The sequence below is a fragment of the Aeromonas sp. 102P genome, assembly GCF_051920345.1.
GTDB lineage: Bacteria > Pseudomonadota > Gammaproteobacteria > Enterobacterales > Aeromonadaceae > Aeromonas > Aeromonas veronii.
Genome location: NZ_JBQBCZ010000001.1, coordinates 1790046 through 1803325, shown reverse-complemented (window position 1 = coordinate 1803325; position 13280 = coordinate 1790046). Strand labels below are relative to the sequence as shown.

Below are 13280 nucleotides of genomic sequence, written 5' to 3'. Positions count from 1 at the left end.
GGGAACAGCTTATACACAGCTTAATAACACAACATATAGGGATTAAAAACGAATGCGTCCCTATATGTGGTGTCTATTAGGCACCAAAGCGCAGCCTCATTTCTTGATCCAGAACAGGTTTTTCAGCGAGCGGGACAGTTCACGACCAACCAAAAGGAGCCCCATTCAAATCCAATCTCAAGCGGGGTGCGGGCTGGCGTCCGATCCGCCCACCCGAAAAAAATCGCCCCCCACCGCACCGGTTTCGAGATGACAGCGCCAACCAAAACAGCCCATACTGAACAAGAACTCTCTCCCCCTCGACAAGGGACAACCCATGCGCACCTCTCTGCTGTTGCTACTGTTATCCACCCTCTCACTGCCGCTCTGGGCTGCCAACATTCTGGTGATCAGCAGCTACCATCCCGAATACCTGTGGGACCAAAGCTACAACAAAGGGCTGCTCGATGGCTTGCAGGGGGAGCACAAGATCACTCACTTCTATATGGACACCAAACGCCATCCACGGGAGAAGTTCGACGAGATCGCCCAGCAAGCCATCGCCTTTTATCTGAAGAGCAAACCGGATCTGGTGGTACTGGGGGATGACAACGCCATCAACTATCTGGCCAACGAGATCGCCTCGCTGGGCACTCCAGTGGTATTTCTTGGCATGAACGAGAACCCGCGCCTCAAAGGCTTTGTCGGCCACCCCAAGATCACCGGCGTGCTGGAGCGCCCCCTGCTCAAACGCAACATCAGCGAAATAAGTCAGATGATGGGGGGGCTCGACAAGGCGCTGGTATTGTTTGATTCCAGCAATGTGGCCCTCACTGCCATTGAGGATGAATTCAAGACCCAGACCGAGCTGCGGGTCGGTCAGACCAGGATCAACAGCCAGCTGATGGGGGATTACAGCCTCTGGCAGGAGGCGGTGCTCAACGCCAAGAAGAACGGCTATCAGGCAATCTTCCTCGGCCTCTACCACACGCTGGTCGATGACAATGGCAAGCATGTGAGCGAAAAGACGGTGTTGGAGTGGACCAGCGCCAACACGCCGGTGCCGCTCTTCTGTTTCTGGGAGTTTACCGTCGGCAAGGGGATGGCCATCGGTGGGCTGGTGCTGGACGGCCACGATCAGGGGATACAGGCAGCCAGCCTCATCAACACCATACTGGCGGGCACCCTGCCCCGTACCATCTCCCCGCGCGCGGCCCTGCGCGGCGAATATGTCTTCAGCAAGAGCGAGCTGGCCCGCTGGCAGCTCACCGTGCCCGACAAATGGCGTCACAAGATCCTCTGGCGTGAGTGACCGCCGAAACAAAAAAAGAGAACCCGGCAATGCCGGGTTCTCTTTTATCGAGTGCTGCGGTTAGCAGGCTTGGTGAGGGCGATCAGCCCTGCAACGCCTGTTTCAGCTCCTCTTCGGTCCAGATGGTAATACCAAGCTCCTGCGCCTTGGTCAGCTTGGAACCGGCCGCTTCCCCCGCGACCAGCACATCGGTCTTGGCAGATACCGAACCCGCCACCTTGGCTCCCAGCGCCTGCAATGCCGCCTTGGCGTCGTTGCGCGACAAGGTGGTCAGCGTACCGGTCAGCACGAAGGTCTTGCCGGCAAAGGGTTGCTCCGCGGCCTCTTTCTTCTCGATAGCCGGCCAGTGGATGCCGGCAGCCAGCAGAGCCTCCAACACCTCCACGTTGTGCGGCTGACGCAGGAAGTAGTAGACATGCTTGGCCACCACATCGCCCACATCGGCCACTTCGAGCAGCTGCTCCACCGAGGCTGCGCGCAGGGCATCCAGGGTGAGGAAGTGGTTGGCAAGGTTGAGCGCAGTCGCCTCCCCCACTTCGCGGATCCCCAGGGCAAACAGGAAACGCGGCAGGGTGGTGCTGCGCGCTGCATCGATGGCGGCTACCAGATTGAGGGCCGATTTTTGCCCCATCCGCTCAAGACCTGCCAGCTGGATGGCATTGAGGCTGAACAGATCGGCAGGAGTCTTCACCAGTCCCTTGTCTACCAGCTGCTCGACAATCTTGTCGCCAAGGCCGTCCACATCCATGGCGCGACGGGCGGCGAAGTGCTTGATCGCCTCCTTACGCTGCGCCTCGCAAAACAGGCCACCGGAGCAGCGGGCAACTGCCTCTCCTTCCAGCCGCTCCACCGCAGAACCACACACCGGACACTCGGCCGGGAAGAGGATCGCGCGGGCGTCGCTTGGGCGTTGCGCCTCCACCACGGCGACGATCTGCGGGATCACATCCCCTGCCCGACGCACGATCACGGTATCGCCAATCATCACGCCGAGGCGCTCAATCTCGTCAGCATTGTGCAAGGTGGCGTTGGAGACGGTCACGCCGCCGACAAACACAGGTTTGAGCTTGGCGACCGGGGTCACGGCGCCGGTGCGGCCGACCTGAAACTCGACGTTCTCAAGCTCTGTCATCTCCTCCTGCGCTGGGAACTTGTGGGCGGTCGCCCAGCGCGGGGCGCGGGCCACAAAGCCCAGCTCCTCTTGCAGGGCGATAGCATCCACCTTGTAGACCACGCCGTCGATCTCGTAAGGAAGCTCGCCACGGCGGGCCAGAATGTCGTCATGGAATGCCTGACAACCGGCAGCCCCCTCTTTGAGCTTCACCTCGGGACTAAGCGGCAGCCCCCACTCCTTGAGCTGATTGAGGCGACCAAAGTGAGAGTCACCGAGCAGCTCGCCGCCAACACCGACACCGTAAGCGTAAAAGCTCAGGGGACGGCTGGCAGTGATACGTGAATCGAGCTGACGCAGACTGCCGGCGGCGGCGTTACGCGGGTTGACGAACACCTTCTCGCCTGCGGCCAGCGCCTTGGCATTCATCGCCTCGAAACCAGCCTTGGGCATAAAGACTTCGCCACGCACCTCAAGCCGCTCGGGCCAACCAGAGCCCCGCAATGCGAGCGGAATGGCCTTGATGGTACGTACGTTCTCGGTGATCTCCTCACCGGTAGCGCCATCGCCCCGGGTCGCGGCCTGCACCAGCTGACCATTTACATAGAGCAGGCTCACCGCCAGGCCATCAAGCTTGGGCTCGCAGCAGAAGGTGAAACGCACGTCACGCTTGAGGCGATCGCTCATGCGCTGTTCGAACGCCTGCAACTCTTCGCTGCTAAAGACGTTATCCAGACTGAGCATGGGGATCTCGTGGCGCACCTGACTGAACGCCGTCAGCGGCTGGCCGCCGACCCGCACGCTGGGTGACGCCGGTGTTTTCAGCTCGGGATGCTCGGCCTCCAGCGCAATCAGTTCGCGCATCAGGCGATCGTATTCGGCATCCGGCACTGTGGGGTTATCCAGCACATAGTACTGGTGACCATATTCGGTAAGCAGTTCACACAATTGACGGTGGCGGGAGAGGGTGTCGCTCATGAAAAAGTCTCGAAGTGTGATTGAACGTACGGCCGGGGTAGAAACAAAAATGCGGTACCAGGGTACCGCACTTTTTCTTCACTCGACCCGCATGGCGTATTAGTCGCGGCTGGCCTCGTAGGCAGCCAGCTCGTGACGGTAACGGGCAATGGTCTCGTCGCTCAGCGGGCTGCGATCCATATCTGTCAGCATGGCATCGAGATCGCTGGCCAGCTGATCGGCAGCCTGCAGCATGTCCTCGAAGGCAAACGCGGCATTGCTGCGCAGCGGCAGTTGCATGAACAGGGAGACACCCGGCGTGGTGAACTGTTCCATCCGGTACGGATTGAAGGTGCCTGGCTTGACCATGTTGATCATGGAGAAGAGCACTTCACCCTTACCGTTGAGATCTTCGTGACGGTGGAAAATATCCATCTCGCCAAACTTGAAGCCCAACGCCATCAGGGATGAGAGCAGGGTCGCACCTTGCAAGTCGTGACCAGGACGGCCCATCAGGTTGATGACATAGACATCCTGCCAGATCTTCTCGACCGGCTGGGGCGCCATGCGCGGCTCTTCCACCACAGGTGCAGGTGCCACATAGGCCGGCTCTTCATAAACAGGCTCGGGAGCCACATGACGGGGCTGCGGCTGATATTCCGGCTCGGGTGCACGCACCGGTTCGGCACGAACGGTGTCGGCAGTACGGACTGTCTCTGCACGGGCACCAAAAGTCGGGGCGGTCGCATAGGCGGGCTCGACCAGCGGCTCGTCGTCCAGCGACTGCATCATGGGCTCGCGCTGGGGACGGGAACGGTAGACCGGGGTACGACGATTGACCTGAGCAGGTTTGCGCACCGGCGCGGCAGGCGCCTCGTCGATCTCCTCGGGCAGCGGTTCGTCGAATGTTTCCTCTTCATAGACAGGAGGCGGCGGAACCGGGCGGGCAGCAGGCTTGCGCACTACGGGCGGCGGCAGATCGTCCTCGTCATCTTCATCATCAAAGGCGGGGACGGCAGGGCGACGACCGAGTTCCGGCTGGCGGCTCTCTTCACTGCGCAGCTTGGGCTCGGCACGACGGCCACCACTGACCACGCGTACCTGGCCGATGCCATCGCTGTCGAAGGCGTCGTTATCACGATCCCGCGACTTGGAGTCCATCCGTCCAATCGGTTTCTCTTTGATCGGTGCCTGACGATTCTTTTTGTTGCTCCACAACCCGTGAATGAGCAATGCCGCAATAGCAATACCGCCCAGGGCAACCAAGATGTAACGCAATTCCTGCATTAGCTGCTTCTCTTTCTAGTTTTGCTCAGCCAAAGCGACGGCTTCACCGATATCGACCGACACAATGCGAGAAACTCCGGGCTCTTGCATTGTGACGCCAACCAGCTGCTCAGCCATCTCCATGGAGACCTTATTATGACTGATGTAAACGAACTGTACTGTGCTCGACATCTCTTTGACAAGAGAACAGAAGCGACCGACGTTCACTTCATCGAGCGGTGCATCCACCTCATCCAGCAGACAAAAAGGTGCTGGGTTGAGTCTGAAGATGGCAAAAACCAGCGCAAGCGCGGTTAACGCCTTCTCCCCCCCGGAAAGCAGGGCAATGGTAGCATTCTTCTTACCCGGAGGTCTCGCCATGATGCTCACTCCGGCCTCCAAAAGATCATCGGAGGTAAGCTCAAGCCAGGCACTGCCCCCACCGAACACTTTTGGAAACAGGGATTTTAAATCTTCGTTGACCTTATCGAAAGTGTCCCGGAACCGTATTTGTGTCTCTTTATCAATTCTTTTAATGGCTTGGCTCAAGGTTTCCAGCGCTTGCTCGAGATCCTGACACTGATTTTCAAGGTAGGTTGCCCGGGTTTTCGCCTCTTCGTACTCCTCCAGCGCCGCCAGGTTGATGGCGCCGAGCGCCTCCACTTGCGCCTCCAGGGTCTGGATCTCCTGCCGCAGCTTGCTGCGATCAGCGGCGATAAGCACCGCCTGATCGAGATCTACCAGTCGAACCCCCAGCTCTTCGAACTGCTCGTGCAGCCCTTGTCGACGGGTGAGGTTGCGTTCGCGCTCAAGGCGCAGGGTTGCCAGCTTCTCTTGCAACGTCACCAGCTGCTTGTGATCGGCACTTCTGGCCTGTTCCAGCTCACCGAGCTGGCGCTCCAGCTCCGCAAGCCGTTGATGGCAGGCGAGCTGCTGCGCCTCCAGATTGCGCTGCTCGGCCAGCAGGGGCGCCAGATCCGGCACGGCCTCGCTATCCGGCCCTTTCAGCCCAGCCAGCTCCAGCCCGAGCCTCGCCAACTCCTCTTCACCCAGGGTAATGAGTTGGCGCAAATTGCCCAACTCCAGTTGCAAACGCTGGCAGGCCGCTTGTTGCTGCTCGCGGCGCGCACGGGCCTCGTCGACCGCCCGCTCGCTGCGGGTCAGCAGCTCCTGAGCGAGCTGCAACCCTTGCGTCAGCGGCTCCCCCTGCTCCTGCAACTCGGCAAGGCGCGCCTCATCGAGTTCCAGTTGTTCACGGGCGCTGGCCAGTCGCTCTGCCTCTTCGGCCTGCTCCTGATCGAGCCGGATCAGCTCTTCGCCGAGCTGACCGAGCCGCTGCAACCGCTCCTGCCGCTGACCCTGTTGCAGACTCCAGGCTTCGCGCAGTTGTTGCCATTTCTGCTCTTGCTCGCGCAAGGTTCGCTGCGACAACTCCTGCGCACTGGCAAGCTGGGCACGCCGGGCATCGGCAGCCACAAGTTGCTCGCTCAGCTGTGCCAGCCCCTCGGCAACCCTCTCCTGCTCGGTATGCAACCGCTCACGCTCACCGAGCAGTGCCATGGTGCCGAGCGCCGCGCCCTGCCCCAGATCTGCCCAGTTTGGCCCCAGCCAGTCGCCAGCAGGAGTCAGTACCGACTCACCGGCCGCAAGGCTTGGCTGGCGGGCCAATGCGGCCTCCCGGCTCTCCACCAGCCAGATGGCATTGAGGAAGGCGGGAATGTGCTCACCGCCCAGTTGCGCCGCCAGCGTACCGGCAACCGCCGGTTGCGCCGGGCCAATCCAGAGTCCCTCTTGCGCCAGATTGCACTCGTCCGCCGGCGTTGCGGTGAGCCAGCGACCCAGCACCTTGTCGAGCGCCTGTGCCCATTCGGGAGCAACCTGCAGTCGATCCGCCAGGGTCGCCCCTTCCATCTGCTCGCCGAGGATTTGATCCAGCGTCGCCAGCCGCGCCTCCAGTTCCCGCTGCAGGCTCAACTGCTGGCCATACTGCTGCTTGAGTTGTTCATGGGCGTCGACCGCCTGCGCCAGCTGCTCGGTCAGCTCGCCATTAGCCGCCCGCGTCAGCTCCAGCTCACCACTCAGGGCATCGAGGGCCGGTTGTAGGTCATCGGCCTCTGCGCCGAGGGGGCCAGCGCGTTCATCTTCCAGCTTGAGGCGCGCCAGCCGGGTCTTGGCTTGCAGCTCCTGCAGGCCACCCAACCGGGTGCGAGTCTGGTTGAGCTGTCCCTGCAACCCGGCCAATTGTTGTTGCCACTGCTGCTGGCGCAGGCGGGCCTGCTCCAGCTGCTCGCTGGCCTGCTGGCGGGCCTCCTGCTGCTCGGTGAGCAACTGCTCACACTGCTCCAGCCGAGCGCTCTCCTGCTCGGCGCGCAATACCCCTTCGGTCAGTTGATCCTGCTGGCTGGCAAGCTTCGCCTTGCGGGTGGCGATCCGCTCACCGAGCGCCTCTGCACGGGCCTGCCAGTCGCGCCCCAGTTCACTCTGGTGCAGTTGCTGTTGCTCGAGACGGGCGATGGCCTGCCCGCCGAGAAAAATCTGTTGCTGACGGCTCGCCTGCTCGGCTTGCGCCTCTTGTCTGGCGACCGACAGGGTGACGTGGCGCCCCTCATCGGCGGTGCGCTTGGCATCGAGCGCCGCCAGCGCCTGCTCGGCCTGCGCCAGTTCGGTTTTGGCCTCGCCAAGGCGCGTCTCCAGCGCCCACAACTCGGAGCCAATCAACTCGGCACGAGCAGCGCGCGAACGACTCTTGAGCTGTTTGTAGCGCTCGGCGGTTTCGGCCTGGGCTTTGAGGTGGTCAAGGCGCGAACCCAGCTCGCCGCGAATATCGCCGAGGCGCTCCAGATTCTCCTGAGTGTGGCGAATGCGCTGCTCGGTCTCGCGGCGCCGCTCCTTGTAGCGGGAAACCCCGGCGGCTTCTTCCATAAAGAGCTTGAGATCGGCAGGACGCGACTCCACCAGTCGGCTGACGGTGCCCTGTTCGATGATGGCGTAGCTGCGGGGGCCAAGACCGGTGCCGAGGAAGAGGTCGGTCACATCCTTGCGGCGGCACTTCTGGCCGTTGATCTGATAGTGGTTGGAGCCGTCGCGCAGCACTTCGCGGCGCACCGAGATCTCGGTAAAGCGGCCGAACTCGCCGGGCACCCGGTTATGGGGATTGTCGAACACCAGCTCGACCGAGGCGCGCCCATGCGCACTGCGGTTGATAGAGCCGTTGAAGATGACATCGGTCATGTTCTCGCCGCGCAGATGGCGGGCGGAGCTCTCCCCCAGCACCCAGCGCACCGCGTCGATGACGTTGGATTTGCCACAGCCATTGGGGCCCACCACGGCGGTCATGTCTGCCGACAGTTCGATGCGGGTCGGCTCGACGAACGACTTGAAGCCGGCGAGTTTGATCAGTTTCAGACGCATGGCGACCTGTATCAGTGGCTAAATAAAGAGGATGCGGGCAGGTGACTTTACCAAATCCAGACCCGGCTTTGTTTGTAATATGCAGGCATCATCCCCATTCAATGCCTGATTTTCAGTCGCCACGGCACGAAATAAGGAATAGTCGGCGACTTTACCAAATCAAAGGCTTGTTTGTAATATGCTGGCAGTTCTCCCATGCATAGATGGAGCTCACATGAGCCAATCACCCCATATGGTCAAAGATTCAATCAGCGGTGCAGACTACTTTCTGCGCGGTTTTTCCCTCATTCGCCAACCGGGCATCCGCACCTTTGTGCTGATCCCCCTGCTGGTCAACTTCGTGCTGTTTGCCGGGGCCTTCTATGCCCTGCTGCTGCAACTGGACGGCCTGTTCGCCTGGCTCCATCAGCAGATCCCCGCCAGGCTCGACTGGCTGGACTATCTGCTGTGGCCCATCGCGCTCATCACCATCCTGGTGGTCTTCTCCTTTATCTTTAGCTCGGTTGCCAACTGGGTAGCCGCCCCCTTCAACGGCCTGCTGGCGGAGAAGGTGGAGCAGATCCTCACCGGTCAGCCCGCCAATGACAGCGGCATGCTGGATATCGTCAAGGATGTGCCACGCACCTTCGGCCGCGAATGGACCAAGCTGAAGTATTACCTGCCCAAGGCCATCGGCTGCCTGATCCTGTTTCTGATCCCGGTGGTGGGCCAGACCCTGGCGCCGGTGCTCTGGTTCCTGTTCAGCGCCTGGATGATGGCGATCCAGTATGTGGATTATCCGTTCGACAACCACAAGATCGACTTCATCACCATGCGCGATGCCTTGAAGCAGCGCCGCGGCAAGTGCCTCAGCTTCGGCGCTCTGGTGACCCTCTTCTCCGCCATTCCGGTGGTGAACCTCTTCGTGATGCCAGTCGCCATCTGTGGTGCCACCGCCATGTGGGTCGATCACTACCGGCAGGAGCAGTTGGGGCGCTAACCCTTGAACATTGATTAGAAAAAGGCACCCGAAACGGTGCCTTTTTCGCATTTAGCATGAATTAAATTAATGCATGCATTCGATAGCTTGTCCCATATGACACGAGTTGGTAGGATTCTGGCCTTTCTCGTTCCCTGGGATATCTCATGTTACATGCACTCTTCTTGGTTGGCTTGGTGGCCGAAGGGATGACCGGCGCGCTGGCCGCGGGTCGGCGACGGATGGATCTGTTTGGTGTGGTGATCATCGCCTCGGCGACGGCCATCGGTGGTGGCACCATTCGCGATGTGCTGCTGGGCCACTATCCGCTGCTCTGGATTGAACATCCGGAATACGTGCTGCTGGTTGCCGCAGCTGCGATGGCGGGTGTGGTCTCCGCCCCCCTGATGCGCTACCTCGGCAAGCTGTTCATGGCCCTCGATGCCCTGGGACTGGTGGTCTTCTCTATCTTCGGTGCGGCCCGAGCGCTGGATATGGGCCACGGCGCCGGTATTGCCTGCATCATGGCGGTAGTGACCGGGGTCTTTGGCGGGGTGCTGCGGGATCTGCTCTGCCAGCGGATTCCACTGGTATTTCGTCGCGAGCTCTATGCAGCCATTTCGCTGATCACCGCAGCCCTCTACTGTCTGGCGCTGGATCAGGGCTTGCCGACCAACTGGGCAGCGTTCGGTTCCATCGGGATCGGCTTTGTGCTGCGGCTGCTGGCTGTTCGCTTCAAGTGGGGTCTGCCCACCTTCAACTACCAGTACGCGACCCACTGAGTACGCCAGCTTCTGGCGAGGCGGGTTGGATTGCGAGCAACAAAAAAGCGCCCGAGCGGCGCTTTTTTCATGGACGGTCTGCAACTCAGTTAATCCCTTCCGAGCTGAAGAAGGTCGCCTTGTCGGCGATAAAGCGGATCTTGATGTTCTTCCCTTCCCCGCCCCAGAGGCAGCTGGTGGTGCCCAGCGCATCATCACAGCGCTCCGCCTTGCCCAGAATGGTGCTGGCCTCGGCGTAGCTCATCCCCATCTTCAACTGGTCGTAATTTTCACGGTTGAGCTTGCTGCAACCGGTCAACAACAGGGCGATCAGGCCGCCAATCACTATCTTTTTCATCGCTATCTCCTCTCTGGTGGGAAGAGCTTGGCAGTTGCCAACCCCTTTACCAGCTGCGCACCGGGCCGGTATCGAGGTGAACGAAGTTATCACGGGGATAGTAACCAACCCCACCCACCTTGAGCTGGAGCGCCGCCTTGCGCAGATGGGCCAGCTGTACGCCGGGGATCCGCACATCCACCGCCTGCCCCAAGGTGTGGTAGCTGTGCTTGGCCACGCCGCGGCTCTTGTGGCGCTTCTGACGATTGGTCGCCGGGGCGCGATAGCCGGAGATCAGCTGAATTTCACTGCGCCGACCCAGCTTGTGCTGCAACAGAAACAGTTGATCAAAAAGCTTCTTGTCGATGTTGAACACTTCATTGCGCCGGTAATCGCGGAAGATGTGGTTGAGCTCGGCCAACCCGTCGCTCAGATAGTGGCCATTTTCCCAATAGCTGGCGCGCACCCGCTCGCCGGTATTGAGATTGAAGAAACTGAGTTCACGCCCGGTGGTACTGCGGCTGGCCAGTGCAGGGAAGGTGATCAGCGAGCTGCCCAGCAGGCAACCGGCTCCCAACAACAGGCGACGTCGACTTATCTCTTGTTCCAGCATAAGGGGTTCGTCCATCGCAGATTCAAGCGAAAATAGTTGAATAAGATCACTGATTGAATGTGATACAGGCGCTTGAAACTACCCTCCGGCGGGGGGCCCTGTCAAACCTCAATCGCCCATAGAAAAGCCCGGCACAGGCCGGGCTTTTCACTCTGTGGCAGGGATCACAGCAGGCGGCTCAGGAAGCTGACCCGATCAAATCCGTAGATGTCGTTGCGCAGTTGCTGGCGACCATTTTCGTCGATCCAGCTGCTCCAGTAGACGGTAAAGACCGGGATCGGCGTGGTGAGCGGCAACCATTTGGTCTGGCTCTCCTTGAGGATATTGGCTACCTTGTCCGGCTGATAGCGGGAATCTGCCAACAACAGCTCGGCCAGATCGTCGGCATGTTCCACCCGGATGCAGCCCGAACTGAAGGCGCGCGCCCCCTGTTCGAACAACGCCTTGCGCGGGGTGGAATGCAGATAGATGGCATCATTGTTGGGCAGGTAGAACTTGTAGCGCCCCAGAGCATTATGATCCCCCGGCTTTTGCCGCAGGCGATAGGGGAAACCGGCGGCCAGCGCCTGATGCCACCCCTCTTCGGTGAACTGGACCGGATTGCCCTCGCTGTCGATCACCTCGAACTGCTCGCGACTCAAGTACGCGGGATCCCGACCCAGCTTGGGCAGGATGTCCTTGCTCAGGATGGAGCGCGGCACATGCCAGGAGGGATTGAGCACGATGGAGCGAATTTCACTGGCCAGAATGGGGGTGGCCCGCTGCTCCTTGCCGACGATGACCCGGCTGGTAAACACCTCGTTGCCGGACTCCACCACGCTCAGACGGTAGTCGGGAATATTGACCAGCACGTAGCGGCCACCGGCGAGTTGATCCACCAGATCGCGACGCCACAGGTTACGCAGCAGCAGGCTGGCGCGCACTTGCGGGCCGGTATTGAGCCAGGAGCGGGTCTGACGACCGATAATGCCGTCCGCGGTGAGACCGTGACGACGCTGGAACTGCTTGATGGCCTGCTCGGTATCACCATCGTAAATCTGATCACCATGGCTCGGGGCGCTGTCGCCCAGCTCGTTGAGCATGGCGCGGATTTGGCCGAGCTCGGCGGAGCTCTCTCCGGCACGCAGGGTCGGCATATCGAGGGTTGGCCACTTGCTGGCCATCGGCATCGCCAGCAGTTTGTGCACCTTGGCCCGCACCGCCTCGTATTCCGCCACCTGAGGGCGCAGGGATTTCACCTGGGTGAGTAGGTCATCATCGCTGGGTTGGGTCACTACAGGGCGGTTCAAATCGAGCTTGAGAGTCTTCATCTGCTCACGAGAGACCAGATCCATCCCCCGCCAGGCGTGCTGGAAACGACTGAGCTTGGCAAAAATGTCGTCATAGATGGCGCCACGCTTGTCTGCAGGGGTGGCCTGTAGACGCTTCCACAGCGTGAAAAAATCGGGATGCAGCTGGGCAAGCACAGCCTCTTGCAACTGCTGCTCCAGCTCGACACGGGCCTGTTCGGCCTGACTGCCCTGATACCAGTCGTGTCCGGTTTCACTGGCCGCCACCACAACTTGTGCTTCGGTCGCATGTACCGCGCCAGCGGGCAAACATCCCAGCCACACCAGATTGGCAAGGGCCAGCCAATACTTCATCCCCATGGGTACCTCAAAACGGTTTGTTCACTCTGTCAGGCCTGACAAGCAGACCCGATGCTCAGGCCGCTCATGATGCGTGAACGGCCAATACTTTGCTAGCGCCCGGGGGCATAACGCTGCCAGATAATGTCATACGCATCTGTCTCCTTGAACCGCGCCAACGCCTGATTAAATTGTTGCAAGAACTGCGGCGAAAAGCTGCGCTTGCCCAACATAAAGAAGCTCGGCGATTCAGATACCACCATGGGATGGCTGGTGAACAGACCGCTCATCCCCTCCTTGTTAAGGGCGCTGGGGGTAGCCAGCATGTCACCAAGGAAACCGTCGATCCGGCCGCGGGCCAGCTTCTCATAATTCTGCTGATCGCTCACCGCACTCACCTGTTTGGCATAGCGACCGAGCAGCGACATCACTTCATCACCATAGAAGTACTCTTTGGTGACCCCGAGGGAGTAACCACTGGCCAGCCAGCTCGCCAGATCCTGCTCGGGATAGTGGCTGCCCTTGCGGAGCCACAGCAAGGTGCGCCCCGGGTTGTAGGAGTCGGAAAACCAGGCATAACGAGCGCGCTCATCATTGATATTTGCCTCCATCGCCATGTCTATCTCGCCATACTCCATCTCGTGCAGTACCCGCTTCCAGGGCAGCTCCACATAGTTGACCTTGCAGTGCATGGAAGTGAGCACAGCCGTCAGCACCTCGGCGGCATAACCGCGCACCTCTTGCGGTGAGTCGGCTTCGTAATAATGGTAGGGGGGCCAGTTATCGTAACCGACCTGAATGGGCTCGGGACACAGGGCCCTGGCCAATGCCATTGGCGCCCATAATCCAAGCAGCAGACAGCAAGAGAGCCACTTCATATGTCATCCTTGACGAATAGGTGAGTCATCATAAATCGCCCCCTGCAAAATGGCGATAGAGGCCAGATG

General features: G+C 60.3%; 10 protein-coding genes. 3 read left to right on the top strand and 7 right to left on the bottom strand.

The window, feature by feature from the left end:
- Window positions 1–316 precede the first annotated feature (316 nt).
- Window positions 317–1291 (top strand): ABC transporter substrate-binding protein, encoded by a 975-nt coding sequence (locus ACTG1K_RS08675; protein WP_005338444.1) that lies wholly within the window; start codon window positions 317–319, stop codon window positions 1289–1291.
- Between the two features lie 82 nt (window positions 1292–1373).
- Here the strand turns inward: ACTG1K_RS08675 and ligA are convergent, their stop codons facing one another.
- From ligA to ACTG1K_RS08660, 3 genes are all read right to left on the bottom strand, one after another.
- A complete protein-coding gene (gene ligA / locus ACTG1K_RS08670; RefSeq protein ID WP_440005102.1) occupies window positions 1374–3380 on the bottom strand; it encodes an NAD-dependent DNA ligase LigA in 2007 nt (668 codons plus the stop codon).
- 99 nt (window positions 3381–3479) lie between these two features.
- Entirely contained in the window at window positions 3480–4646 is a 1167-nt protein-coding gene (gene zipA / locus ACTG1K_RS08665; protein WP_107682405.1) for a cell division protein ZipA, read from the bottom strand.
- Window positions 4647–4661: 15 nt separating this feature from the next.
- Window positions 4662–8036: an AAA family ATPase gene (locus ACTG1K_RS08660; protein ID WP_440005101.1), complete on the bottom strand. Its 3375-nt coding sequence runs from the start codon at window positions 8034–8036 to the stop codon at window positions 4662–4664.
- A 214-nt stretch (window positions 8037–8250) separates the two neighbouring features.
- Between ACTG1K_RS08660 and cysZ the strand changes: the two genes are divergently transcribed.
- Together cysZ and ACTG1K_RS08650 are read left to right on the top strand one after the other, a co-directional pair.
- The gene (gene cysZ / locus ACTG1K_RS08655) at window positions 8251–9015 is read left to right on the top strand and encodes a sulfate transporter CysZ (protein ID WP_149153386.1); all 765 of its coding nucleotides are present in this window, start codon (window positions 8251–8253) and stop codon (window positions 9013–9015) included.
- A gap of 146 nt (window positions 9016–9161) precedes the next feature.
- Complete coding sequence (locus ACTG1K_RS08650) at window positions 9162–9776, top strand: trimeric intracellular cation channel family protein (RefSeq protein WP_005338456.1); 615 nt, start codon at window positions 9162–9164, stop codon at window positions 9774–9776.
- 85 nt (window positions 9777–9861) lie between these two features.
- Here the strand turns inward: ACTG1K_RS08650 and ACTG1K_RS08645 are convergent, their stop codons facing one another.
- The 4 genes from ACTG1K_RS08645 to ACTG1K_RS08630 all read right to left on the bottom strand — a co-directional run bounded on the left by ACTG1K_RS08645 (window position 9862) and on the right by ACTG1K_RS08630 (window position 13211).
- Complete coding sequence (locus ACTG1K_RS08645; protein ID WP_005338457.1) at window positions 9862–10113, bottom strand: lipoprotein; 252 nt, start codon at window positions 10111–10113, stop codon at window positions 9862–9864.
- A 46-nt stretch (window positions 10114–10159) separates the two neighbouring features.
- Entirely contained in the window at window positions 10160–10705 is a 546-nt protein-coding gene (locus ACTG1K_RS08640; protein WP_139493770.1) for a DUF882 domain-containing protein, read from the bottom strand.
- A 164-nt stretch (window positions 10706–10869) separates the two neighbouring features.
- Window positions 10870–12354: a L,D-transpeptidase family protein gene (locus ACTG1K_RS08635; protein WP_440005100.1), complete on the bottom strand. Its 1485-nt coding sequence runs from the start codon at window positions 12352–12354 to the stop codon at window positions 10870–10872.
- Window positions 12355–12446: 92 nt separating this feature from the next.
- Window positions 12447–13211 carry a substrate-binding periplasmic protein gene (locus ACTG1K_RS08630; RefSeq protein ID WP_440005099.1) on the bottom strand — a complete coding sequence of 255 codons (765 nt, stop codon included), beginning with the start codon at window positions 13209–13211 and terminating at the stop codon, window positions 12447–12449.
- Window positions 13212–13280: the final 69 nt, after the last annotated feature.